General features: G+C 72.0%; 25 protein-coding genes. 7 read left to right on the plus strand and 18 right to left on the minus strand.

Annotated features, from left to right (window positions below):
• Window positions 1–67 precede the first annotated feature (67 nt).
• Together OG199_RS20330 and OG199_RS20335 are read left to right on the plus strand one after the other, a co-directional pair.
• Window positions 68–907, plus strand: coding sequence for a helix-turn-helix transcriptional regulator (locus tag OG199_RS20330; protein WP_356797206.1), 840 nt, complete (start codon window positions 68–70; stop codon window positions 905–907).
• Window positions 904–1,137 (plus strand): DUF397 domain-containing protein, encoded by a 234-nt coding sequence (locus OG199_RS20335; RefSeq protein ID WP_356797121.1) that lies wholly within the window; start codon window positions 904–906, stop codon window positions 1,135–1,137. The genes OG199_RS20330 and OG199_RS20335 overlap by 4 nt, the downstream gene beginning before the upstream one ends.
• A gap of 65 nt (window positions 1,138–1,202) precedes the next feature.
• On the opposite strand, the gene OG199_RS20340 is transcribed toward OG199_RS20335, so the two are convergent.
• Window positions 1,203–2,486, minus strand: coding sequence for an adenylosuccinate synthase (locus tag OG199_RS20340; RefSeq protein WP_266700482.1), 1,284 nt, complete (start codon window positions 2,484–2,486; stop codon window positions 1,203–1,205).
• A 191-nt stretch (window positions 2,487–2,677) separates the two neighbouring features.
• Between OG199_RS20340 and OG199_RS20345 the strand changes: the two genes are divergently transcribed.
• Window positions 2,678–3,580 (plus strand): diacylglycerol kinase, encoded by a 903-nt coding sequence (locus OG199_RS20345; RefSeq protein WP_356797123.1) that lies wholly within the window; start codon window positions 2,678–2,680, stop codon window positions 3,578–3,580.
• A 17-nt stretch (window positions 3,581–3,597) separates the two neighbouring features.
• Here OG199_RS20345 and OG199_RS20350 read toward each other — a convergent pair whose 3' ends face one another.
• Complete coding sequence (locus tag OG199_RS20350) at window positions 3,598–4,113, minus strand: MarR family transcriptional regulator (RefSeq protein ID WP_356797125.1); 516 nt, start codon at window positions 4,111–4,113, stop codon at window positions 3,598–3,600.
• A 102-nt stretch (window positions 4,114–4,215) separates the two neighbouring features.
• Between OG199_RS20350 and OG199_RS20355 the strand changes: the two genes are divergently transcribed.
• From OG199_RS20355 to OG199_RS20365, 3 genes are all read left to right on the plus strand, one after another.
• A complete protein-coding gene (locus tag OG199_RS20355) occupies window positions 4,216–5,133 on the plus strand; it encodes an ATP-binding cassette domain-containing protein (protein WP_405830645.1) in 918 nt (305 codons plus the stop codon).
• Window positions 5,130–6,800, plus strand: coding sequence for an ABC transporter permease (locus OG199_RS20360; RefSeq protein WP_405830647.1), 1,671 nt, complete (start codon window positions 5,130–5,132; stop codon window positions 6,798–6,800). Before OG199_RS20355 ends, OG199_RS20360 begins: the two co-directional genes overlap by 4 nt.
• Window positions 6,801–6,904: 104 nt before the next feature.
• Window positions 6,905–7,129 (plus strand): hypothetical protein, encoded by a 225-nt coding sequence (locus tag OG199_RS20365; protein ID WP_405830649.1) that lies wholly within the window; start codon window positions 6,905–6,907, stop codon window positions 7,127–7,129.
• On the opposite strand, the gene OG199_RS20370 is transcribed toward OG199_RS20365, so the two are convergent.
• The 4 genes from OG199_RS20370 to OG199_RS20385 form a co-directional block, all read right to left on the minus strand.
• A complete protein-coding gene (locus tag OG199_RS20370; RefSeq protein ID WP_405830651.1) occupies window positions 7,113–8,333 on the minus strand; it encodes a cytochrome P450 in 1,221 nt (406 codons plus the stop codon). The two genes, OG199_RS20365 and OG199_RS20370, sit on opposite strands and share 17 nt — an antisense overlap.
• Before the next feature lie 102 nt (window positions 8,334–8,435).
• Window positions 8,436–9,158 (minus strand): response regulator transcription factor, encoded by a 723-nt coding sequence (locus tag OG199_RS20375; RefSeq protein WP_356797135.1) that lies wholly within the window; start codon window positions 9,156–9,158, stop codon window positions 8,436–8,438.
• Window positions 9,155–10,504 carry a sensor histidine kinase gene (locus tag OG199_RS20380; RefSeq protein ID WP_405830653.1) on the minus strand — a complete coding sequence of 450 codons (1,350 nt, stop codon included), beginning with the start codon at window positions 10,502–10,504 and terminating at the stop codon, window positions 9,155–9,157. Before OG199_RS20380 ends, OG199_RS20375 begins: the two co-directional genes overlap by 4 nt.
• Window positions 10,505–10,657: 153 nt before the next feature.
• Complete coding sequence (locus OG199_RS20385) at window positions 10,658–11,566, minus strand: alpha/beta hydrolase family protein (protein ID WP_405830655.1); 909 nt, start codon at window positions 11,564–11,566, stop codon at window positions 10,658–10,660.
• Window positions 11,567–11,748: 182 nt separating this feature from the next.
• Between OG199_RS20385 and OG199_RS20390 the strand changes: the two genes are divergently transcribed.
• Window positions 11,749–12,357, plus strand: a complete 609-nt coding sequence (locus OG199_RS20390; RefSeq protein WP_405830657.1) for a TetR/AcrR family transcriptional regulator — start codon at window positions 11,749–11,751, stop codon at window positions 12,355–12,357.
• Window positions 12,358–12,557: 200 nt separating this feature from the next.
• On the opposite strand, the gene OG199_RS20395 is transcribed toward OG199_RS20390, so the two are convergent.
• The 12 genes from OG199_RS20395 to OG199_RS20450 form a co-directional block, all read right to left on the minus strand.
• Window positions 12,558–12,908: a peptidase inhibitor family I36 protein gene (locus OG199_RS20395; protein WP_356797142.1), complete on the minus strand. Its 351-nt coding sequence runs from the start codon at window positions 12,906–12,908 to the stop codon at window positions 12,558–12,560.
• Window positions 12,909–13,123: 215 nt separating this feature from the next.
• Complete coding sequence (kynU, locus tag OG199_RS20400; protein ID WP_356797144.1) at window positions 13,124–14,335, minus strand: kynureninase; 1,212 nt, start codon at window positions 14,333–14,335, stop codon at window positions 13,124–13,126.
• Window positions 14,328–15,176, minus strand: a complete 849-nt coding sequence (locus tag OG199_RS20405) for a tryptophan 2,3-dioxygenase family protein (RefSeq protein ID WP_356797146.1) — start codon at window positions 15,174–15,176, stop codon at window positions 14,328–14,330. Before OG199_RS20405 ends, kynU begins: the two co-directional genes overlap by 8 nt.
• 155 nt (window positions 15,177–15,331) lie before the next feature.
• Window positions 15,332–15,745, minus strand: coding sequence for a DUF3151 domain-containing protein (locus OG199_RS20410; RefSeq protein WP_356797148.1), 414 nt, complete (start codon window positions 15,743–15,745; stop codon window positions 15,332–15,334).
• 96 nt (window positions 15,746–15,841) lie between these two features.
• Window positions 15,842–17,377 (minus strand): MFS transporter, encoded by a 1,536-nt coding sequence (locus OG199_RS20415; protein ID WP_405830660.1) that lies wholly within the window; start codon window positions 17,375–17,377, stop codon window positions 15,842–15,844.
• Between the two features lie 74 nt (window positions 17,378–17,451).
• Window positions 17,452–18,474 (minus strand): class II fructose-bisphosphate aldolase, encoded by a 1,023-nt coding sequence (gene fbaA / locus OG199_RS20420; protein ID WP_356797152.1) that lies wholly within the window; start codon window positions 18,472–18,474, stop codon window positions 17,452–17,454.
• Between the two features lie 160 nt (window positions 18,475–18,634).
• Entirely contained in the window at window positions 18,635–19,183 is a 549-nt protein-coding gene (pyrE, locus tag OG199_RS20425) for an orotate phosphoribosyltransferase (RefSeq protein ID WP_356797154.1), read from the minus strand.
• Between the two features lie 10 nt (window positions 19,184–19,193).
• Complete coding sequence (locus OG199_RS20430; RefSeq protein ID WP_356797156.1) at window positions 19,194–19,982, minus strand: aldose 1-epimerase; 789 nt, start codon at window positions 19,980–19,982, stop codon at window positions 19,194–19,196.
• Between the two features lie 93 nt (window positions 19,983–20,075).
• Window positions 20,076–21,020, minus strand: a complete 945-nt coding sequence (locus OG199_RS20435) for an SRPBCC family protein (RefSeq protein ID WP_401806683.1) — start codon at window positions 21,018–21,020, stop codon at window positions 20,076–20,078.
• Window positions 21,021–21,105: 85 nt separating this feature from the next.
• Window positions 21,106–22,746: a polyamine aminopropyltransferase gene (locus OG199_RS20440; RefSeq protein ID WP_405830662.1), complete on the minus strand. Its 1,641-nt coding sequence runs from the start codon at window positions 22,744–22,746 to the stop codon at window positions 21,106–21,108.
• 169 nt (window positions 22,747–22,915) lie between these two features.
• On the minus strand, window positions 22,916–23,458 hold the full coding sequence (locus tag OG199_RS20445; protein WP_266700463.1) for a DUF2617 family protein: 543 nt from the start codon (window positions 23,456–23,458) through the stop codon (window positions 22,916–22,918).
• A gap of 628 nt (window positions 23,459–24,086) precedes the next feature.
• Window positions 24,087–24,401 carry a hypothetical protein gene (locus OG199_RS20450; protein WP_405830664.1) on the minus strand — a complete coding sequence of 105 codons (315 nt, stop codon included), beginning with the start codon at window positions 24,399–24,401 and terminating at the stop codon, window positions 24,087–24,089.
• Window positions 24,402–24,476: the final 75 nt, after the last annotated feature.

Consider the following 24,476-nt stretch of genomic DNA (forward strand, 5'->3'; position numbering starts at 1 on the left):
CAATGGTGCGGATCGATGCGGGCTGCTGGTGACCGGTTGAGTTCGGTTTAGTTCGGGGGTGACCGTGATGGCGCGGGCGGAGAACAAGGTGGAAGCGGGCGGGACGGCGCACATGGTCGCCGCCATGTCGAAGGCCTTCCGTGAACAACATCAGTTCACGCAGGAGGAGTTGGGCAGGCAGATCGGGTACACGGCGTCCGCGATCAGCGCGATGGAGACGTGCGCGCAACCGGCGAGCGACAAGATGCTCGTCAAGCTGGAGGAGGTGATCGGGGGTGGGTTCGGGCTGTTCGAGACCGCCCGCAAGTACGTGCTCCTGGACAAGTACCCGCCGCAGTTCAAGAACTTCGCGCTGATGGAGGCGCAGGCGGTGACGTTGTCGTCGTACCAGACGTACGTGGTCGACGGGTTGTTCCAGACGGAGGAGTACGCGCGGGCGTTGATCGGCGGTGGCTTCCCCAAGCTCCCCGACGACAAGGTGGCCGAACTGGTCGAGGCCAGGATGGCGCGCAAGGCGCTCTTCGAGCGCGACCCGACCGCCATGGTCGAGCTGATCCTCGACGAGGCTCTGCTCAGGCGGCCCTTCGCGAGCTGGGAAGTCCAGCGTGAACAATTGCGGTCGCTCGCGGAGGACGCGGAGCGCGACAATGTCAGCATCCAAGTGACCCCGCTTGAGCGGGGCTTACACGGCAGTCATGCAGGCACCAACGGCAACATGGTCCTGGTGGAGACCAAGGAGCATCATCACGTGGTCTACCTGGAGATTGAGGACGAGAGCCTCCTGATCAGCGACCCGAAGAAGGCCTCCCGACTCGCGCACCGCTATGCGAAGATCCGCACACAGGCTCTGAGCCCGGACGACTCGCTGAGCCTCATCGAGCGGTTGGCAGGAGAGGAGCAGCGATGACAAGCACCTTGCAGTGGTTCAAGTCGAGCTACAGCAACGACAGCGGCGGTGAATGCCTCGAAGTCGCCTACACCTGGCGCAAGTCGTCGTACAGCGACAGCAGCGGCGGTCAGTGCGTCGAAGTCGCCCCCTGCCCCCACGCCATCCACATCCGCGACTCCAAGAACCGCGCCGGCCCCGCCCTCTCCGTCACCCCCGCCGCCTGGCGCCGGTTCGCCGAGTCCCTCTGACGGCCCTGGGCAACAGCGCGCCCCCGGTCGGCCGGAGCCTCACGGGGGCGCGCTCGGCAGCCGTACTAGATGAACGAGTTGATCTCGATCGTCTCGTCGCGGCCGGGGCCGACCCCGATCGCGGAGATCGGCGCACCGGACATGTCCTCGAGCGCCCTGACGTACGCCTGGGCGTTCTTCGGCAGGTCGGAGAAGGACTTCGCCTTGGTGATGTCCTCGGACCAGCCCGGCAGGGTCTCGTAGATCGGCTTCGCGTGGTGGAAGTCGGTCTGGGAGTACGGGAGTTCCTCGACACGCTTGCCGTCGATCTCGTACGCCACGCAGACCGGGATCTCGTCCCAGCCGGTCAGGACGTCCAGCTTGGTGAGGAAGAAGTCCGTCAGGCCGTTGACCCGGGTCGCGTAGCGCGCGATGACCGCGTCGAACCAGCCGCAGCGGCGGTCACGGCCGGTCGTGACGCCCCGCTCGCCGCCGATGCGGCGCAGCGCGTCGCCGTCCTCGTCGAAGAGCTCGGTCGGGAACGGGCCCGAGCCGACGCGGGTGGTGTACGCCTTCAGGATGCCGATGACCCGGCTGATCTTCGTCGGCCCGACCCCCGCGCCGGTGCAGGCGCCGCCGGCGGTCGGGTTGCTGGACGTGACGAAGGGGTACGTGCCGTGGTCGATGTCCAGCAGGGTGCCCTGGCCGCCCTCGAAGAGGACCACCTTGTTCTCGTCGAGCGCCTTGTTGAGCACCAGGACCGTGTCGGCCACGTACGGGCGCAGCCGCTCCGCGTACGTCAGCAGCTCCTCGACGACCTGGCCCGCCTCGATGGCGCGGCGGTTGAAGACCTTGGTGAGGAGCTGGTTCTTGCCGTCGAGGGCCGCCTCGACCTTCTGCGTCAGGATCGACTCGTCGTAGAGGTCCTGGACACGGATGCCGACGCGGTTGATCTTGTCCGCGTAGGTGGGCCCGATGCCCCGTCCCGTCGTACCGATCTTCCGCTTCCCGAGGAAGCGTTCCGTCACCTTGTCGACGGTGACGTTGTACGGCGTGATGATGTGAGCGTTTCCGCTGATCAGAAGCTTGGAGGTGTCGACGCCGCGCTCGTTCAGTCCGTTCAGCTCGGAGAACAGGACCGACGGGTCGACGACGACTCCGTTTCCGATCACCGGAGTGCACTCCGGTGTGAGGATTCCGGAAGGGAGGAGGTGGAGGGCGTACTTCTGATCGCCCACGACTACCGTATGGCCGGCGTTGTTACCGCCCTGGTAGCGCACCACATAGTCCACGGATCCACCGAGCAGGTCGGTGGCCTTTCCCTTGCCTTCGTCACCCCACTGAGCACCGAGCAGCACAAGTGCGGGCACAGGCGTACACCCCTTCCGGGCGGGGCATGTCCAAGGTCGGGGACGTACGCGGCTGATTCTTTGCACGGCTGCGTACGCCGGCGACCTCCTTTGGCCGCGACCGTCGGACCGGATGCCCCGGAATAGACGAAGCCCCTGGCGCAATAGCGCAAGGGGCTCTTGCACAAAGATGCTACCCGAGGAAGCGAGGCATGACCGAGGTGGCGGCTTCCGACCAGCTTCTGGTGGTCATCGACCCGGTCGCCCGTCGCCATGACGGTGAGTCGGTACGGATCGCAAAAGACGTGCTCAGCGCGGGTGCGGTCACGAAGGTGTGCCTCCCGGAGGGGCCCGAGGAATTTGCCCGGGCGCTGGCCCGCAGAGGCGCCCGGAGGCCGGTCGTCGTGGGCGACGACCGGTCACTGCTGCGGGCCGTGTCCCTTTTGCACCGACAACGGGATCTGGCCGTGTGCGGGTTGTCGCTGGTGCCCGTCGGGGGATCGCTCTCCCTGGCACGGGCCCTGGGAGTGCCCACGGGTGCGGTGGCCGCGGCGCGGGCGGTGCTCGAGGGGGTCGAGCGGCGGCTGGACCTCCTGGTCGACGACAGCGACGGAGTCGTGCTGGGCGCTCTGCGAATACCGCCGCTGGGAGCGTCGGTCCCGGTCCCCGACGGGGCCGAGGAGGTGGGGGTCGGCGGTTCCGTGACGCATCCGTGGCTGCGTACCTGCCAGTCGTTGGTCCGTACGCTCGCCGCGCGGCCCGCGGGGGTGGCGTCGGGGCGGACGCGGGCGAGGGCCTGGGGCCGGGTGGTGTCCCTGCCCGCCGGGCCGGGACCTTCGCGGCTGCGGGTCGAGGTGGACGGGGTGACGCTGGTCGATCTCGATCAGCCGGTGGAGACGGTGTCCGTGACACCGGGGGTTTCCGGGGGCGCCGAGGTGGAGGTGCGGCCGGTTTCCGTGGGGGCGGAGGCTTCGCCGCTGCGGATGGTGGGGCTGCGGGTCACCGTGTCCGGGGCCGACTTCAGGTACCGGGCGGATTCGGTGGTCTCGGGGCCGGTGCGGACGCGGACGTGGACGGTGCGCGAGGGCGGATGGGGGCTGACCCTCCCGGGTTGAAGCCCGGCCGCGCTTCGTCAGCGGTCGCCGTCGCCGGTCCCGTCACCGAACAGCTTCTCCCGGTGGGCGCGCCAGCGTTCCATCATCAGGGCGATCTCGCCGTCGATGAACTCGAAGAACGCGAGGGTCTCGGAGAGCCGGCGTCCGGCGGGGGTCGCGGCACCGAGGCTGTCGACGCCCGCGCGCAGGGCCAGTCCCCAGCGCTTGAGCACGGCGTCGCGGCTGGTCAGTGCCTCGTACCACTGGTCGCTGTGCACGCGGTAGCGCTCGCGCCGGGAGCCGGGGTCCCGCTCGCGCGAGACCATGTGCTGCTGCGCGAGATAGCGCACCGCCCCGGAGACGGCGGCCGGACTGACCTGGAGCCGCTCGCCGAGTTCGGCGGAGGTCATGGCACCGGAGTCGGAGGCGAGCAGCGCCGCGAAGACCCGGGCGGGCATCCGCTGCATCCCCGCCTCGACGAGCTGCGCCGCGAAGCCCTCGACGAACTGCGAGACCGCCTCCGGATCCCGCTCCGCCGCACTCGGTTGCGCCATCTGTCGATCATCTCCCCGCTCGTGCGTCACCGTCGAGTGTATCCGGAGTTCATACGTTTCCTTAACTTCACAAATTTCTGAAAGAAGCGTACGTTCTGAACCATGACGAAGGCACACCTCGCCCTGGAGGTATCCGCACTGCACAAGTCGTTCGGCAGGACGCACGCGCTGGACGGCCTCGACCTGCACGTCGAGGCCGGCGAGGTGCACGGCTTCCTCGGCCCGAACGGCTCCGGGAAGTCCACCACCATCCGGGTCCTGCTCGGCCTGCTGCGGGCCGACGCGGGCACGGTACGGCTGCTGGACGGGGACCCGTGGAAGGACGCGGTGGAACTGCACCGCCGGATCGCGTACGTCCCCGGTGACGTGACGCTGTGGCGGAACCTGTCCGGCGGCGAGGTCATCGACCTGTACGGACGGCTGCGCGGCGGCCTCGACCCGGGACGGCGCGGGGAACTGATCGAACGGTTCGAGCTCGATCCCACCAAGAAGGGCCGCACCTACTCGAAGGGCAACCGCCAGAAGGTCGCCCTCGTCGCCGCCTTCGCCTCGGACGTCGACCTGCTGATCCTCGACGAGCCCACCTCCGGCCTCGATCCGCTGATGGAGGAGGTCTTCCAGCGGTGCGTCGAGGAGGAGCGCGACCGGGGCCGCACGGTCCTGCTGTCGAGTCACATCCTCAGCGAGGTGGAGGAGCTCTGCGACCGGGTCAGCATCATCCGCAAGGGCCGCACCGTCGAGAGCGGCACACTCGCCGAACTGCGCCACCTCACCCGCACCAGCGTCACCGCCGAACTCGCGGGCCCGCCGGGCGCCCTGGCGTCCCTGCCCGGGGTGCACGACATCGACGTACAGGGGAACCGGGTACGGCTCCAGGTCGACACGGACAAGCTCAACGCCGTACTGCGCTCGCTCACCGACTCCGGCGTACGGTCCCTGGCCGCCACCCCGCCGACCCTGGAGGCACTGTTCCTGCGGCACTACCAGGAGGACGCGCCCGCGGAGGCGATGGCGCGATGACCGCCACGAACACCACGGACGTCGAGAACACCGACGACCCCGACAATGCCGCCGAGAAAGCCGCGCCCGCCGCGGCCTTCACCGTGCGGGCCGGTGGCACCCGCCAACTGGCCGGAACCGGAACGCTCCTGAGGTTCGCGCTGCGCCGCGACCGCGTGATGACGCCGCTCTGGACCGGTGTGATCGCACTGATGGTCCTCTCCCTGCCGGACACGCTGAAGTCGGTGTACGGCACCGCGGCCGAACGCGCCGACCTGGCACGGCAGATGCTCACCAACAGCTCACTGCGCGCCACGTACGGGCCGGTGTTCAGCGACTCCCTCGGCGGCCTCACCGCCTGGCGCGTGGGCGGCTACGCCGGTCTGTTCGCCGGGATCATGAGCCTGCTCGTCGTCGTCCGGCACACCCGTGACGAGGAGGAGAGCGGACGCCAGGAACTCCTCTCGTCGGCGATGGTGGGACGGCGTGCCCCGCTGACGGCGGCGCTGCTGGCCGCCCTGGTCGCGAACGGCGCGCTCGCCGTGCTCATCGCGGGCGGACTGGCCGGCCAGGGCGCCCCGGGTGCCCTGGCACTGGGCCTCGGCGTCGGAGGCGTCGGCATGGTCTTCGCCACGGCGGCGGCGATCGTCGCCCAGTTCACGCAGAGCGCGCGGCTGGCGAAGGGACTGACGGGTGGCGTGCTGGGCGCGGCATTCGTCCTGCGGGCGGCCGGTGACTCCGCGGCGACCGACGGCTCGTCCCCGCTCACCTGGGTGTCGCCGCTGGGCTGGCTGGAGAACGAGCGGCCGTTCGCGGACGAGCGGTGGTGGGTGCTGCTCCTGTTCGCCGCTGCCGTCGCCCTCCAGGGCGCCCTCGCCTACGCACTCGCCGGGCGGCGCGATGTCGGCATGAGCTTCCTGCCGACGCGGCCGGGTCCGGCCTCGGGGCGGCTCGGCACGGCCTGGGCACTGGCCTGGCGGCTGCAACGCGGCAGCGTGCTCGGCTGGAGCCTCGGATTCCTCGCCGCCGGGGCCGCGTTCGGCGGGATCACCAAGGGCGCGTCCGACCTGGTCGGCGACAACGCCAGGACCCGCGAGATCATCGAGCGGATGGGCGGGCAGTCCGGGATCACCGACGCGTTCCTCGCCACGATGACCGGCATGCTCGGGATGGTGGCCGCGCTGTACATCGTCTCCTCCGTGCTGCGGCTGCACGGCGAGGAGACCTCCCAGCGGGCCGAACCGATCCTGGCGAACGCGGTGGGGCGGCTGCGCTGGGCGGGCGGGCACCTGGTCATCGCCTTCGGCGGAGCGGCCCTGATCATGCTGCTGGGCGGCGCCGGTCTCGGGCTGGGCTACGGCCACGAGCCGGGGCCCGTCCTCGGTGCCTGCCTCCTCCAGATCCCGGCGGTCTGGACGCTGGGCGGGCTGGCCGTCCTCCTGTACGGGGTCTTCCCCCGGTCGGCGCCCGGCGCCTGGGGCGCGGCGGGCCTCGTCCTCCTGCTGGGCTGGATCGGGCCCGCCCTGGACGTCCCCCAGGGGCTCATGGACCTCTCCCCCTACGGTCACCTCCCCAAGCTGCCGGGTGGGGAGATGACCTGGACACCGGTGCTGGTCCTGACCGTCATCGCGGTGGGCCTGACCGCCGCCGGACTGACGGCGCTGCGTCGACGGGACCTGAGCGCCTGACGACGGACACCCGCGGTCACCCGCGGTTCCCGGGGCGACACGCGCGCGGAGGGCGGTGAGGCGGTGCCGGGAACCCCGGACCGCCCCGCCGCTCCATGCCGGTCATGGGAGAACGCATGGAGGCCGCCGGGGGCAGCCTGACCGCCGCCGCGGGCGCGGGCGCGGGCCTCGCGCTCTGGGCCGTCGAGTCCCGCGGCCGGTTCCGGCGGTTCGAGCGGGGTCCGGACTGGAGCGTCCTCTACGCGGAGCTGCCCCTGCTGGTCCTCGGCGGAACGGCCGCGGCCCTGGGGCTGTGGGCGCTCGGCCGGCGGATCAGAGGGCCACGCTGAGTCCCTCGAGTCCCCGGATCACGAAGTTCGGCTTGCGCTCCGGCTCCGCCGCCAGGCGCAGCGTCGGGGCCAGTTCGAGCAACGCGCCCAGCGACGCCGCCAGTTCGATCCGGGCCAGCGGCGCCCCGATGCAGTAGTGGATGCCCGCGCTGAAGGAGATGTGCGGGTTGTCGGTGCGGGAGAGGTCCAGTTCCCCGGGGCGGGTGAAGACCGCCGGGTCGTGGTTGGCGGAGCCGAAGAGCAGGGCGATCTCCGCGCCGCGCGGGATCGTCGTACCGTCGATCTCGATGTCGTCCAGCACCCACCGCTCGAACATCTGCAACGGGGTGTCGTAGCGCATCAGCTCCTCCACCGCCGTCGGCACCAGCGAGCGGTCGGCACGCAGCGCGGCCAGCCGGTCGGGGTGGCGGAACAGCGTCCACCAGCCGTTCACCGTGGCGTTGACCGTGGCCTCGTGCCCCGCGTTCAGCAGCAGCACGCACGTGGAGATCATCTCCTGCTCGGTGAGCCGGTCACCTTCGTCGTGCGCGGCGATGAGCCCCGAGATCAGGTCGTCGCCCGGCTCCTTGCGGCGGGCCTCGATCAGCTCCCGCAGATACTCCGTGAACTCGACCGACGCGCGCACCGCCCTGGCCGCCGTCTCCCGCGAGGGGTTCAGCTCGTACATCCCGCAGATGTCCGCCGACCACGGTCGCAGCGGCGCCCGGTCGGACTCCGGGATGCCCAGCATCTCGGCGATCACGGCGACCGGGAGCGGCTCGGCGACGTCGGTGAGCAGATCGCCGCCGCCGGCCTCGACCAGATCGCCGACCAGCTCAGCCGCCAGCCGCCGCACATACGGTGCCAGCCGCTCGACCGTGCGCGGGGTGAAGGCCTTGGAGACCAGCCGGCGGATCCTGGTGTGGTCCGGCGGTTCCAGGTCGAGCATCCCGTGGTCGTTGAGCACGTGGAACGGCTCGTGCTCGGGCGGGGGCGCCGTGCGTCCGAAGTCCTCGTGCGTGAAGCGGTGCTGGTACGTCCGGCCCAGCCGCCGGTCCCGCAGCAACGCCGACACGTCCGCGTGGTGCGGGACCAGCCACTGGTCGGTCGGCTCGTAGTAGTGGACCCGGCCGCGCGCACGCAGTTCCGCGTAGGCGGGGTACGGGTCCGCCACGAACGCCGGGTCCCAGGGGTCGAAGGTCCCGGGAGTCTCCAAAGCTGCCATGAGCGGACGCTAGCCCGGCGCACCCCCCTCTGAACAGGGGCGTCCCGGCGGACGGCCCCCGTGCCGCCCGCCCCTGCCGCCGCGCGCCGGGACCCGGCGGGGTCACCTGGGCGTGATCAGCCGTGCCTCGTAGGCGAAGACCGCCGCCTGGGTGCGGTCGCGCAGCCCCAGCTTCACCAGGATGCGGCTCACGTGGGTCTTGATCGTGGACTCCGCGACGAACAGCCGCGAGGCGATCTCCGCGTTCGACAGGCCCTGCGCGATCAGGACCAGCACCTCCGTCTCGCGCTCGGTCAGGTCGCCGTAGGCCGCCTGGGCCGTGGCCGACAGCCGCGGGGCGTCCGCGAGCTTGGAGAACTCGGTGATCAGCCGCCTGGTGACCGAGGGCGCGAGCAGTGCCTCGCCCGCCGCCACCACCCGCACCCCGTCGGCGAGCTGGCGCGCGGAGGCGTCCTTGAGCAGGAAGCCGGAGGCTCCCGCGCGCAGGGCCTGGTACACGTACTCGTCGAGGTCGAAGGTGGTGAGCACCAGCACCTTCGCGGTGCTGTCCGCGGCGACGATCTCCCGGGTCGCCTCGATGCCGTTCAGCTCCGGCATACGGATGTCCATCAGCACGACGTCCGGGCCGAGTTCGCGGACCCGCTCGACCGCGTCCCGTCCGTTGACCGCCTCGCCGACCACCTCGATGTCCGGCATCGCGCCGAGCAGCACGGAGAACCCCTCGCGGACCATCACCTGGTCGTCGGCGATCAGGACACGGATGGCGCCACCCCCTGCCCCGGGGACCGCCCCGCCGGTCGTCCCGTCCACTGTCCCGCCCGTCATCCGGACTCCTCCGCCCCGGGCACCGGCAGGAACACCGTCACCTCGTATCCGCCGTCGGCCGTCTCGCCCGTCGTCATCTCGCCGTCCAGCATCGTGACCCGCTCCCGCATGCCGGTGATGCCGTGGCCCGCGCCGTGCGTGGACTTCACCAGCTGGACCAGCTGGGTGGCCGGCGCGGGGCCGTTGACTATCCGCAGGCCGATGCCGCCGAGGACGTAGCCGATCTCGACGCGGGCCGTGGCACCGGGCGCGTGCCGCAGCGCGTTGCTCAGCGCCTCCTGGACGATGCGGTACGCCGACAGCTCGACGCCCTGCGGGAGTTCGCGCACCGCGCCCGTGACCACCTTCTCCACGCTCAGGCCCGCGTCCCGCACATTGGCGAGCAGCGCTTCGAGGTCGGCGAGGGTGGGCTGCGGGGCGTCCGGCGCCTCGTAGTCCTCGGCCCGTACGACACCGAGGACGCGGCGCAGCTCGGTGAGCGCCGCCACCGCGTTCTCCCGGATCGTGACGAAGGCCTGCTCCAGCTCCGGCGGCGGGTTCTCCACCCGGTAGGGCGCGGCCTCCGCCTGAATGGCGACCACCGACATGTGGTGGGCCACCACATCGTGCAGTTCGCGGGCGATCGTCGTGCGCTCCTCGAGCAGGGTGCGCTTGGAGCGCTCGTGCTCCGTCACGGACAGCTGGGCGGTCACCTCCCGCTCCGCCGCGCGCCGGATGTGCAGGACGGTGACGACCAGCAGGGACAGCGCGGAGAGGAACAGCAGGGTCACCGAGTTGGTCGCGTAGTGCCCGGCGCCGAAGACGGTCTCGGCCGCCATCCCGTACAGCGCGGTCAGCACCCACATCCAGGCCGCGGTGCGCGGCCGCGTCCGCAGCGCCACGACCGTCAGCACCACCAGGTGGGCGGCGAAGGCGCCCGGCGGCCAGGGCCAGTCGCCCCAGCTGTCGACGAACACGGCCGCGAACGGGGTGGCCGCCAGGGAGAACCAGAAGGCACCGACCGGCCGGACGAGCGTCAGCAGGACCGGGAGCAGGGCGAGGAAGCCGGGCACCAGGCTCAGGGTGCCGGAGCCGTTGTTCGTGGTGCTCGCGACGGACATGGCGAACAGTCCGCACAGCGCGGTGACGGCGTGCGGGGTCCAGGCCGCGTACTCCCTGACGCCCCCGGGGAGACGTCGGGTGATCGGGCCGTCCACCCGCATGCGCGGGAGCGGGCGGTAGGCGAAGGCATCGTGGAACAGCTCCTGCCGCAGTCCGCGCAGGGCGTCCGCGGTGAGCCGGAACTCCGGGCTGCGTGGCTTGGCCCCGCCCGGCGGCGTCATCTGCGTCTGGGTCGTCTCGGTCACGTTCGAAACGGTAGGCCGCCCGCCGGGTCGCCGTCGTCACCTGTGAGAAGGGTCCTGCCGGATCCGTCTCAGGTACTACGGGTGCACCCGAGGGCACGTCCGTCCGGCCACGGGTGCGGCCCGAAGGGTACGAGGCGGCGGCGTCCGCCGTCGTCACCAGGCCAGTTGAGCGATCTCCTCGGCCACCACCGCGCACGCGTCCGCCGCCGGATCGATCAGCGGGAAGTGGCCGACGTCCTCCAGGAGCGTCAGACCGACCACCTCGCCGGCCCGTGCCGCGGCCTCGGCGTACGACTCGGCAACCGCCTGCGGCACGACGAGGTCGGTGCGGCCCTGCACCAGCGTCGTGGCGATACCGGTGGGGAGCAGGTGGGCGGGGTCGGCGTAGGGCTGCCGCTCCGCGAACCTCGCCTCACCGCCCAGAAGTTGGCGCGACGCCCCGGAGCACACGTCCAGTTTCTCGGCGACCTGGAAGTCGGCGATCGGGGCGAGGGCGACGACGCCGCGCAGCGGGGCCGGGCGGTCGATGCGCCAAGGGGCGTCGGCGGGCAGGACGTGCCGGGCGGCGGCCCACAGGGCGAGGTGGCCGCCGGCGGAGTGGCCGGTGATCACCGTGCGGTGGGGGTCGACCCCCGGCAGCTGCGCGCTCACCAGCCGGGGCAGCGCGTCGAGCGCCGCCGCGACGTCGTCGAAGGTGTCCGGCCAGCGGCCCGCCACCGGACTCCCGCCGCCCTGCGCGGGGAGCACCGCGCCCCTGCGGTACTCGACATTGGCCACCGCGAAGCCGCGACGGGCCAGGAAGTCCGCGAACGGGGTGATGTGCCGGCGGTCGTAGGGGGCGCGCCAGGCGCCGCCGTGCAGCACGACCACCAGCGGGACGGGCAGCGCGGGGTCGGGATCGCGCGGGGTGTAGAAGTCGATCACCTGGTCGGGGTGGTCGCCGTACGCGGCGGTGACGTCGGGCTCGACGGGCGGGTGGGAGAAGGCCGACGCCTCCTCGGCGGCGTCCCGTGCTGCGGCTTCCCGCGCTGCGGCGTCCCGTGCTGCGGCGTCGTCCGGCATGCTCCAACCTCTCAGCGGTGAAACGGATTTGGCGGACCGGGAGAGAGATCGTCCGTTGGCGGGGACGGTATCAGGCCCGTGACGTGCGCCTACACCCGGATGTCACGCTCGGTGAGGGTTAAACGGTTCTGTCGTTTCGTTACGCTGGGCGGTGCAGGCAGCCGATCGTGAAGGAGTCCGTCATGTCCGCCGAGCCCGGCACCGTGCGTCCCGGCGGGCGCACCGCCCGTGTCCGCACGGCCGTACTGCGCGCCGCCGGAGACGTGCTCGCCGAGCGGGGCTTCGCCCATCTCGACCTCGCCGACGTGGCACGTCGGGCGGAGGTCGGCAAGACCACGGTGTACCGGCGGTGGGGGTCGGTGACGGGGCTGGTCGCCGATCTGCTGAGCGACATGGCGGAGCAGTCGCTGCCACGCGCCGACACCGGGTCCGCCCTGGGTGATCTGCGCGCCAACGCCGCGCTGGTGCGACGGACGCTGGCCGACCCCCGGCAGGGACCGCTGTTCCGCGCGGTGATCGCAGCGGCGACGTCCGACGCCCGTACGGCACAGGCGCTGCGACGGTTCTACGAGGTGCGGGTGGGCGAGTGGGCCCCGTGCGTCGAACAGGGCGTGGCACGCGGCGAGTTGCCGACGGGGACCGATCCCTCGCTGGTGGTACGGGCGGTGTCGGCACCCCTCTACTACACGCTGCTGACCACCGGGGAGGTGCCGGACGAGGCCGCCGCCGGACGGGCGGCCGAGGCGGCGTTCGCGGCCGCGGTGTCCGGCGTGTTCGTCGTCGGGGACTGACCCGGGGTCGGCGAGGGCGGCGTCCGGTGGAGCGCCGGCCAGGAAGCAGGCGATGTCGTCGGGGCCGGTGATGCCGCGGCGGGCCGGCATCCACCACCCGCGGGTGGGCTTGTCACCGCAGCGCGGTGTTCCGCCCGTCGTCACGGGCGGAACACCGGCGGTGCATCTCGGGCTCGGCCTTCGGCAGGAAGGCCGCGGCACTATATTTTGTAAACCTCGATCCCGGTGACGGCGCCGGGGTTGTCCGCGTAGGTGCCCGGGTTCAGAGTGGCCAGCTTGGTGCCGCTGTCGCAGCCGCTGGTGACGTGCCAGAGCACTACGCGGTAGGACGTCTGGTTCGAGACGGACCGGTTGACCCTCCCGAGGGGATAGCAGCCGGGCGTCAGAGAGTTGACGTGCCGCTCACCCGTCCTGTTCGCCCCCGTCCAGCCACACGCATATCCCTTCGGACAGGTGTTTGGATCAGCCGCCGCGGCCGGTGTGACGAACGTGCCGCCCAGCAACGCACCGGCCACCGCCGCCGTCGTCAGACTTTTCTTGAGCATGCTCATACGAAGCCCCGTAATTCTTGGTCGACAGAATTTTGGATCTTAACTCGAGCACATGATCGCATGAGTGTGTGATGAGCCGTCAAATGCGCCACACTGTCGAACACTTGGCACTCAGCCGTGACCCGTGTTCTTGCTGCTCGCCTTTGCTCCCCTACGAAGCTGCGTAGGCAAAGGTCGCGAAGACACCGAGTTCGGCACCGTGGTGAGCGGCCTCGTCACGTTCGAGGTGCTGATGGGTCGTGTCCCACCGTCTCCCCCAGCACCCGCGCCGCCCGCTCCACGTCCGCGAAGCCCACGTACAGCGGGGTCAAGCCGAAGCGGAGGATGTCCGGCCGGCGGAAGTCGCCGACCACACCGCGGTCGATGAGACGCTTCATCACGTCTCCCGCGTCCGCGCACCGCAGGGAGACCTGGCTGCCGCGCTCGGCGTGGGCCGACGGCGTCACGGACTCCACGCGGCCCCCGGGAACGTACGCCTCGACGCACTCCAGGAAGAAGTCGCCCAGCGCGAGCGACTTGGCCCGGACCGCGTCGACCGACACCCCGTCCCACACCTCCAGCGCGGCCTCCAGGGCCAGCATGGAGAGGATGTCCGGCGTACCGACCCGGCCCCGCAGGGCACCCGCCGCCGGTAGGAACTCCGCGCTCATGTCGAACGGGTTCGTGTGCGAGTTCCAGCCGGGCAACGGGGAGTCGAAACGCTCCTGCAGGCCGGCCCGGACATAGAGGTACGCGGGCGAACCCGGCCCCCCGTTCAGGTACTTGTAGGTGCAGCCGACCGCCAGGTCGACCCCGTGGGCGTCCAGCCCCACGGGCAGGGCCCCCGCGCTGTGGCAGAGGTCCCAGACCGCCACGGCGCCCGCGTCGTGGATCGCGGACGTCAGGGCCGGCAGATCGTGCAGCCGGCCGGTGCGGTAGTCCACGTGGTTCAGCAGCACCGCCGCCGTACGGGGCCCCACGGCGTCCGGCACCTCCGACGGCTCCACCGGGCGCAGCTCACAGCCCGTCAGGCGGGCCGCCGACGCGGCGATGTAGCCGTCCGACGGGAACGTCGTCGCGTCGACGACGATCTCGTCCCGCCCGGCACCGGCCAGCCGCACGGCCCCCACCAGCGCCTTGAAGACGTTCACGCTCGTCGAGTCACCGACCACGATCTGACCGGGAGCGGCGCCGACCAGGGGCGCGATACGGTCGCCGATCCGCTCCGGCGCCGTCCACCAGCCGCTCTCCTCCCAGGACCGGATCCGCAGCTCACCCCACTGCCTGCGGACGACGTCGTCGACCCGGCCGGGGACGTCCACCGACAGCGCGCCGAGCGAGTTCCCGTCCAGGTACACCACGTCGTCCAGCACGAACCGGTCGCGCAGCTTCGCGAGTTCGTCCGCGGCGTCCAGCGCCGCCGCCTTCCCGGCGTACGACTCAGACATGGCTGCGCGCCGTCCACAGCTCGGGGAACACGTTCTTCTGCGCCCGCTTCTCCAGCCAGGCCACCCCGGCGGAGCCGCCCGTGCCCGTCTTCGCGCCCATCGCGCGGCGCGTCGCGACGAGATGGTCGTTGCGCCATCGCCACACCAGCTCCGCGACGTCCGTCAGCGCCTCCCCGAGCCGGGCCAGGTCGTTCTCCTCGTCCCCGGAGTAGAGCGCGGTCCACACCGCCTCCACCTGCGGCGAGGACTCGTACCGCAGGGACACGTCCCGCTCCAGCACGGCGGCCGGGATCGCGTGCCCGCGCCGCGCGAGCAGCCGCAGCACCTCGTCGTACAGGCTCGGCTCGTGCAGCGCCTTCTCCAGCTCGGCGTGCACCCGCGGCGCGCCCCGGTGCGGGACCAGCATGGACGCGGACTTCTCGCCGAGCAGGAACTCCATCCGGCGGTACATCGCGGACTGGAATCCGGAGCCCTCGCCGAGGGCGGAGCGGTACGAGTTGAACTGCGCCGGCGTGAGCTGCGCGAGGGGCCGCCAGGACGCGTTCAGCGCCTCCAGCTCCCGCAGGGACCGCTTGAGGGCCGCCACGGCGACGGGCAGCCGGTCCTCGCGCAGCGCCTGCGCGGCGGTCTCCCACTCGTGCACGATGACCGTGAACCACAGCTCCATGACCTGAGTGGTCACCAGGAACACCATCTCTCCGGGGTCCTCGGAGAGCGTGCGCTGCAAGTGGGTGAGGACGTCCGCCTGGACGTAGTCCTCGTACGGCGTGGTGCCGTGGAAGTCGAGATGCGGGGTCTCGGGCGCCTGGGCCACCTCGGGCCGGGCCTGAAGGGACGACATCGCTGTCTCCTGATACGTGCTCCGGGTAGCGGTCCGCCCCTGCCGTTTTCGACACGGGGGCCCCGGTCCCCACCGGGAATCCTGCGCAATCGTCCCCCGAAAACGCAAGACCCGCCCGGTCACACCCGCCGGACGGGCCCCACGGGTCGCGCGGTCTAACCGAGCGTCTGCGCCGCCGTCGGCGAGGAGTCCTTCAGGAACTGGCTGCAGCGCTCGTACTCCTCCTTCTCGCCGATCGCCTGCGCGGCGCGGGCGAGGGCGTTCAGGGCGCGCAGGAAGCCACGGTTCGGCTCGTGCTCCCACGGCACCGGGCCGTGGCCCTTCCAGCCGCTGCGCCGCAGGGAGTCCAGACCGCGGTGGTAGCCCGTACGGGCGTACGCGTACGACTCGACGACGCTGCCCCGCTCGTACGCCTCGTCGGCCAGCTGCGCCCAGGCGAGCGAGGACGTCGGGTACTTGGCTGCGACGTCGGCGGACGGCGTGCCGTTCGCGAGGAGCTCGCGCGGCTCCGGGTCGTCCGGAAGGTAGGTCGGGGGCGGTCCCCCGAGGAGGTTCTCGTGAATCGTCATGGGTTCCAGTCTGCTGCATCACGGGTGCCCGGTGACGTCCGCCCACCCCTCCGGAGCGGCCGGTTCCGCGGGAGCCGCCGAACGGGCCGCGGTGACTCAGGACGGAAGCCGTCCGGGAGCCGCCGCGCGCTGGGGCTCCAGCGGGGGCGTCGTCACACAGCCGTGCGTGCGGCACTGGGGGCGGCGGCAGTCGGGCGCGGGCCGGCGGACGGTCGCGAAGGCCAGCGCCGCCCCCACGACGAGCACGCCCGCGCACAGCGGCATCGCCCGCCGGAAGGCGGAGTCGAAGGCGTCCGCCGAGCGGTACGCCTCGGGACCCATGCCCACCAGCACCGGCAGCGCCGCCACGGCGAGGAGACCGCCGACCCGGGCCGCCGCGTTGTTGATGCCGCTGGCCAGACCCGCCCGCCCGGTGTCGACGGAGGCGAGGACGGTCGCGGTCAGCGGCGCGACCAGCGTCACCATGCCCGCGCCCATCACCAGGAGAGCGGGCAGCACGTCGCTGACGTACACGGCGTCCTTGCCCACCCGCAGCATCAGCAGCATGGCCACCGCGCACAGCAGCGGACCCACCGTGAGCGGGATGCGCGGCCCGATGCGCTGCGCCAGTTCGCCGGAACGGGCGGAGAACAGCAGCATCAGAGCGGTGGTGGGCAGCAGCGCCGTCCCCGCCTGCAGGGGCGAGTAGCCGGCCACGACCTGGAGCTGGAGCGCGGTCAGGAAGAAGAAGCCGCCGAAGGCCGCGTACACGCACAGGGTGACGAGGTTGACGGCCGTGAACTGCCGCGACGCGAAGATGTCCGGCGGCATCATCGGATCGGGCCGGCTCCGCTCGACGTGCACGAAGCCCACGCCCGCCGCCACGCCCAGCACCGCCGACACCCAGACGAGCACGGAGCCGCTCGTCGCCTCGATCAGCGCGTACGTCACCAGTGCCAGCGCCACCGCGCCGAGGGACGCGCCGAGCACGTCGAAGCCCCGGTGCGGCCGGCCGGCCGCGAGCTCCTTGTCCTGGCCCGGCACGGCGGTGCTGCCGTCGGACTCCGGGACGTGCCGCAGGGCCACGGGCACGCACACCAGCGCCAGCGGGATGTTCAGCAGGAAGACCCAGCGCCAGCCGGGGCCGTCCACCAGCCAGCCGCCCAGGAACGGGCCGACCGCCCCGCCGATGCCGCCGAAGCCCGACCACAGGCCGACGGCCTTCGAGCGGTCGTCGGGATGGAAGGAGGCCTGGATGAGCGCGAGGGAGCCGGGGGTCAGCAGCGCCCCGCCGATGCCCTGCAGGGCGCGGGCCGCGATCAGCACGCCCGCGTTCGGCGCGAGCCCGCACAGCAGCGAGGCGGAGGCGAACCACATGACGCCCAGGACGAACACCTTGCGGCGGCCGAAACGGTCCCCGAGCGAGCCGCCCAGCAGGATCAGCCCGGCCAGCGTCAGCATGTACGCGTTCACGGTCCACTGCAGGGCGGCCAGACTCGCGTCCAGGTCACGGCCGATCCGCGGCAGCGCGACGTTGACGACGGTCGAGTCCAGCATGGCCATGCTGGAGCCGAGGACGGTGGTCAGCAGGATCCACCGTCCCGCGGGCGAGGAGATCCGTACGGCCGGTGTTTCCTGCGGGGGCACAGCCATACTCCGGAGCATACGGAAGGGCTCGGCACCTTGGAGGTGCCGAGCCCGGACCGGAGTGCGGTTGCTTGATCCTGTTACTTGATCCGCGTGCCCGCGGAACGCAGCGCGGCACAGGCCTCGGTCACCCGCTGGGCCATGCCGGCCTCGGCCAGCTTGCCCCAGGTCCGCGGGTCGTAGGTCTTCTTGGAGCCGACCTCGCCGTCGACCTTCAGGACGCCGTCGTAGTTCCTGAACATGTGGTCGGCGACCGGACGCGTGAACGCGTACTGGGTGTCGGTGTCGAGGTTCATCTTCACGACGCCGTTCTCCAGCGCGGTGGCGATCTCCTCGGCCGAGGAGCCGGAGCCGCCGTGGAAGACGAAGTCGAACGGGGACGCCGTGCCGAACTTGGCGGCGACACCGTCGCTCAGCTCCTTCAGGAGCTCGGGCCGCAGGACGACGTTGCCCGGCTTGTAGACGCCGTGCACGTTGCCGAAGGACGCGGCGAGCAGGTAGCGGCCCTTCTCGCCCAGGCCGAGGGCCTCGGCGGTGCGGATCGCGTCGTCGACCGTGGTGTACAGGGAGTCGTTGATCTCGTGCGAGACGCCGTCCTCCTCGCCACCGGTCGGGGTGATCTCGACCTCGAGGATGATCTTCGCGGCGGCGGCCTTCGCGAGCAGTTCCTGAGCGATGGCCAGGTTGTCGGCGAGGGTCTCGGCGGAGCCGTCCCACATGTGCGACTGGAACAGCGGGTTCTCGCCCCGGGCGACGCGCTCGGCGGAGATGTCGAGCAGCGGGCGGACGTAGGTGTCCAGCTTGTCCTTGGGGCAGTGGTCCGTGTGCAGCGCGACCGTGATGTCGTACTTGGCGGCGACGATGTAGGCGAACTCGGCGAGCGCGACCGCGCCGGTCACCATGTCCTTCTTGTACTGGCCGCCGAGGAACTCCGCGCCACCGGTGGACATCTGGATGATGCCGTCGCTCTCCGCCTCCGCGAAGCCGCGCAGCGCAGCGTGCAGGGTCTGGGAGGAGGTCACGTTGATGGCCGGGTAGGCGAACTTGCCTGCCTTCGCCCGGTCGAGCATCTCGGCGTAGACCTCGGGGGTTGCGATGGGCATCTGTCCGCTCCTTGTATGTGCGGGTGGCGTTCTGCTGCTTACGGCCCTGACCTAGGGGGCGACGTCATCGTCGTCCCCATCTTTCCAGACTTGACCCGGTGCTCCGGTCACCCTGTCCGGGATGCGGGACCCCGGGTTCGGCGGGATCCCGGACCCGTCGTCAGTCCAGGCCCAACTCGTCCTTGGAGAAGGCGAAGAGGTACGGCACTCCGGCGCCGGCCTCGATCTTCTCGGCGGCGCCGGTCGCGCGGTCGACGATCGTCGCCACTCCGACGACCTCGGCGCCGGCCTCCCGGACCGCCTCGACGGCGGCGAGCGGGGAGCCGCCGGTGGTCGAGGTGTCCTCGACGACGAGCACCCGCCGCCCCCTGATCTCCGGGCCCTCCACGCGGCGCTGCAGACCGTGCGCCTTGGCCGCCTTCCGTACGACGAAGGCGTCCAGCTTCCGGCCCCGGGCGGCGGCGGCGTGCAGCATGGCCCCGGCGACGGGGTCGGCGCCCATGGTGAGGCCGCCCACCGCCTCGAAGTCCAGGTCGGCCGTGAGGTCGAGGAGCACCTGTCCGACCAGCGGCGCGGCCTCGCCGTCCAGCGTGACCCGGCGCAGGTCCACGTAGTAGTCGGCTTCCAGACCCGAGGAGAGGGTCACCTTGCCGTGCACCACGGCCTTGTCCTTGATCTGCTGCAGCAGCGCTCCGCGCACGTCACTCATGCCCGCCAGCTTAGAGGCGCCGCCAGCTCCAGGTCATGGCCGCCTCCAGTGGCGCGATGGGGGTGACCAGGCGCGGATGGGTGTTCAGCCCGTTCGGCGGACCGGTCTGGGGCTCCACGCACACCGCCGCCTCCTGCTCGTCGTACACGACGACCCACTCCTCGCGGCTGGTCACCTTCAGCTCCAGCCGGCCGGGCCAGGTGAGGGTGACGTCGACGCCGTCGGGCATGCCGAAGCAGTCGTCCCAGGGGCTGGGGAGGGGGTCGATGCGGCGGCCGGTGGGCAGATGGTCGGCGCCGCGCTCCTCCTGCCAGGCGGGGCTGAAATCGACCTGGGCGCCCTCTCCCGCCAGGGTCCGGTTGAACCACGGGTGCCAGCCGATCTGGGCGGGGAAGGAGGAGTCGTACGTCTCCACGGACATGGTGAGCGTGAGGGAGTCCTCGGTGAGGGTGAACGCCTGGGTGACGCGGCCCGGGTGGGGCCAGGGGGCGACGAGGTCGTACGTGATGACGGCCTCCCGCTTGTCGGCGCGGGCGGTGCGCCAGGCGCCGTCGCGGGCGGTTCCGTGGATGGCGTGGGGCGGGGAGTTGAGGGGCATCTGCTGGACGGTCGCGCCGTCCAGGAAGCGGCCGTCGCGGATCCGGCCGCACCACGGGGTCATCGGGAAGCACCCGAACTTCTCACCCTGGCGCAGCAGTTCCACGCCGCCGACCTTCAGACTCCCGACCCGTCCGCCGTTGCCCGGCGTGACGGTCGCTTCCGCGTCGCCCGCGGTCAGCGTGATGTCTTCGTTACTCACGGAGTTGACCCTACTGGTCCGGTTCTTCCGACCGGCCCGTACCCGGGGGCTGCCGGCCCCGGACCCCCGGACGCGCCCTCCCCCGGCAAGCGCTCAGCGTCGTCGGCGCAGTGCTCGGGTGACGACAATCGCCGAGGCGACAACGACCGCCGCCGCGGGGGCCGCCCAGCGAAGCGTCGCCCGCGCCGCATCGATCTCCGGCGCCGGCACAGGCGCGTAACGCCCCCGCGGCGGAGCATGGTCGACCTCTTCCGCACTGCGCCCGATCATCGTCCGCCGCGCGTGTGCCGCCTCGGCGATGGAGTCCTCCCTGTCCACGGGGCCCGGAGGCGTCGGAGCCGGTCCCTGGCCGTTACCGGCAAGGGGATCGAGGGACGGTGGCGGGACCTCGGCGTCGAAGACGGAGTCCGTCGCATCGCCCCCGCCCTCGGACTCGCCCCCGCCCTCCCGTCCACCCTCGACCTCAGCCTCGGAACCCGACGCGCCCTCGGGATCACTCCCGGAACCCGACGCGACCCCAGCCTCGCCGTCAGCGGAACCCGACGCGACCCCAGTCTCACCTTCAGAACCCGACGCGTCCCCGGCACCGGATCCCGCCTCGGCCGCGGACGCGTCCGCCGTCCCGGCCGCCAGATTCTCCGCGAACCGGTTCAGCAGCCGGATCGCCGCCGTGGCGACCGTGGCCGGAGCGATCTCCCCCAGGCGCCCGTCCGCGGTGGCGGTGCCCGTGACCACGAGGGTGGTGCCGTCCTCGGCCGCCGCCAGACGGAGGGTGAGGGCGAGTTTCACGGTTCCGGTGCCACGGGCCTCCGTGCCGTCCCCCTCGACGGCGTACGCACCGTCGTCCCGGGCGACGACCCGCACCGCCCCGCGATAGGTGATGGTGTGGCCGCCGACGCGGACACGCAGTCGCCCGGAGACGGGCGGCGTGCCGGCGTCCTGCTGGAACCCGGGTACCGCCCGGGCCACCCGCGCGGGATCGGCCAGCGCCTCCCTCAGCCGCTCGGCCGGAACCGGAACGAACACCTCATGCTCCATGTCGGCCGAGCCTACCCAGGCTGGTGCGAACCGCACCCGCGTATCACGGGATTCCCGCGTCATTCCCCCATTCCCCCGCCCCCGGTCAGCGGGAATAGCGCGGATGCACCAGCGTGGACGGCGCGAGTCCCGGGATCCGGGTGAGCCACACGGTCCGTGCGTCCGCCGCGAGGGACCGCGGTGTGAGGGAACGCGGAGCGGGCCCACGGGGGGCCAGGCCCAGGGGCGCACCCCTGGCGGACGCGAGGACGAACCCCCAGTCGCGCGGGGCCCGGGACGCGCCCGCCGTGCGGTCGGGTCGGGCGGAACCGGAGTCGCGGCCGCCCACGCGGTACGGGTCGGCGCGCAGGCCGGCGGCCCGCACCGTCGCCTCGACCGTCCAGAAGACACGGGGGCGGGAGGAGACCGGTCCGGCATGCACCACCAGTCGTCCGCCGTCGGCCAGCGCCCGGCGCGTCAGCCCGTAGAACTCCTGCGAGTACAGCTTCGCGCTCGACGTGATCCCGGGGTCCGGCAGGTCGGAGATCACCACGTCGTACGGGGACGGGTCCCCGCGCAGCCAGCAGAAGGCGTCGGCGGTGAACACGTGCACCCGCGGGTCGTCGAACGCGTGACCGTTGAGCGCCGACAGGGCCGGGTCCCGGCGTGCCAGCCCCACCACCCCGGCGTCGCGATCGACCACGTCGACCCGGCGGACGTCCGGATAGCGCAGCACCTCGCGGACCGCGAGTCCGTCACCGCCGCCGAGGACGAGTACGCGCGCGTGGCGTCCGTTCATCGCGGGGTGCACCAGGGCCTCGTGGTAGCGGTGCTCGTCGCGGCCGCCGGCCCGCAGGCGTCCGTCGAGGAAGAGGCCGAGCGGATGTCCGTGCGTGCCGCCGGTGAGGACCACTTCCTGTACGCCGGTGCGGAGGGCCACCCGCACGTCCCTGCCGTACACCGCCTGCCGTGCCGCGTGCTCGAAGTCGTCGACGAGCAGGGCGGCCGCGGCGAGCAGGCCGAGGACGACCACGTTGGCGATGAGCAGGAGCCAGCGCCCGCGCCTGCTCAGGTCCCGGCGGAACAGGCCGAGGACGAGGGCACCGCCGGCCAGCGCGTTCACCGCCCCGGTGAGCAGTGCGCCGGTCAGCTGCCCGAGCTGGGGCAGCAGCAGAAAGGGAAAGGCCAGGCCTCCGACGAGCGCGCCGACGTAGTCCGCGGCGAAGAGGTCCGCCACCGCGCCGCCCGGGTCCTGGCGGCGGATGCGTTGTATCAACTCCATGAGGAGAGGGACCTCGGCGCCGATCAGCAGGCCGATGGCGAGCGAGAAGGCGGCCAGCAGGTACCGCGACCCGCTCGCCCAGACGCCGCCCCAGCCACCGGTCCACGCGAACACGGCGTACAGGGCCATCGCGCTGCATCCGCCGACCAGCGCGAGCGCCGCCTCGACCGCGCCGAAGCCGGCCGCCGCACGGGGACGCAGACGCTTGGCGACGAGGGAGCCGACCCCCATGGCGAAGACCATGACGGACAGCACGACCGAGGCCTGGGTGACCGAGTCGCCGACCAGGTAGGAGGCGAGGGCGACGAGTTCGAGCTCGTACACGAGCCCGCAGGCCGCACAGACGAACACGCCCGCGAGGACGAGGAACCGGCCGGTGCCCGGACGGACGGGCAGCCGCGCCTGGCCCTGGACGCCCCAGGGCGGCGGCGCGCCGGGGGGAGCAGGCGCGTGCGGTTCGATCACGCTGGGAACGCTACGTCACACCGGCACTACGCCTCGTCACCCACACGTGTGGATCTGACGCTCGCCCGTACGGTTGTCGGAGCAGGTGCGGCCGCCGACCGGGGCCACCGTTCCCGGTTCCGCGGTTCGTCTCAACGGCCGTATCCCCACGGGCCGGACCCACGTGCCCTCACACGCCGGACGCGCTGAGCAGATCGGCCTCGGCCGCCACCCGCACCCCCACCCTCGTCCGGGTCGCCACCAGCTGGCCGTCCTGCGGGTACGCATGCCACGTACGCCAGTGGACCTGGCCCTCGTGGCGCTGGGCCAGCAGGGCGGTGAAGGCGTGCGGGCTGCCGGGGAAGACGCCGACGAGTCCGTTGGGGTGGTCGGAGACCAGGGCCAGCAGTTCCTGGGCGCGCCCCGCGAAGGAGCCGCACGAAAGTGTCTCGACGCGCGCCGCGAACTCGTACTCCCAGTCGCCGACCCGCTTGGCCACGCCGAGGGGAAGTGGCGTGCTGCTGCCTGCGATGCAGGCGACGGTCTCCGAACAGCTGCCCCGCTCCTCCTCCAGGAGGACCTGGTGGGACGCGCCGAGGAGTCTCAACTGCAGTCTCGCTCCGTCGAGTTCGAGGTCGAGGGTGGCGAGCGCGGGCAGCGGCTCGCGCCCCAGGGCCCACGCGAGGTCGGCCGCGCGCGTGTCGGTGTAGGCGGTGTTCAGGGTCGTGAGCATGGGTCGGCTCCGCTAGCACGCAAAGGGAGGTGGGGGTCCGGCGCACCCGGTCGGTATGGGGGGATCGACCCGGTCAGCCCGGTCAGCCCTGTCAGGAAGGGACGATCCGAGGGCCGCGTTGGCGTTTTAGAGGGAATCATGAACTGTGGTGCCACCACAGCGTTTTTACCCAACTTCGTAGGGTTTCCATCCCCCCGAGGGCTCCACAGTTCAACTGTTCAACCACGCTGTGCGCCGGGCGCGCGGAAGCGGAAGCCCGGGCCGGCCTCCCGGAGCGCGGCGACACGCGCCGGTCACGGCCCCCGGGAAGCCCCCCGAACGGCCCACGAGGGGAAGCGCCCCGGCGCCCCCGACCCGTCCCCGTGATTTTTTCCGCCACACCCCGGCGACACACCCCCGGCCGACCTCCCGGCAGCCGGCCGCGCCACCGATCCGCTCGCGTCCACACCCCTGTCCGGCCCCGTCCGGCCCCGTCCCGGCCCGGCCCCCTGGCGCCCCGTACGCACCCGTACGCACCCGTACGCACCCCCGTACGCACCCCCGAACGCAGAGGTGCCCGCCGGGAGTCGTCCCGGCGGGCACCTCCGCGTGCCGCGGACGCGTGCGTGTGGAGCTCGGCTGCCCCGTGTCAGCTGCCTCCACCGCATCCGCCGCCGCCACCGCAGGACGACCCGCCTCCGCAGGACGAGCCGCCGCCGCACGACGAATGACCGCCGCCGCAGGAGTGACCGCCGTGGTGGCCCCCGTGGTGGCCGCCGCCGGACGAGTCGCCCCCGCCGGCCCACCAGCTGCCCCCACCGCCGGTTCCGCCCCCCAGGAGGCTCCCGCTCGATCGGGAGCTCCGCGCCCTCACCGAACCGGCCTTCCCGCGGGCACGGCGGCCCGCCCTGAGGACGCCGATCAGGACGATGAAGAAGACCGCCAGGATGATGCCGATGATCATGGCGCCACCCTCCTTTCGTTCCCCCGAAGCGACCCCCCGTGGGCGCCTCGCGTCGTACGTGACAGGGGGATGCCC

Origin of the sequence: Streptomyces sp. NBC_01176 (assembly GCF_045039825.1) — a bacterium.
Taxonomy (GTDB): Bacteria; Actinomycetota; Actinomycetes; order Streptomycetales; family Streptomycetaceae; genus Streptomyces.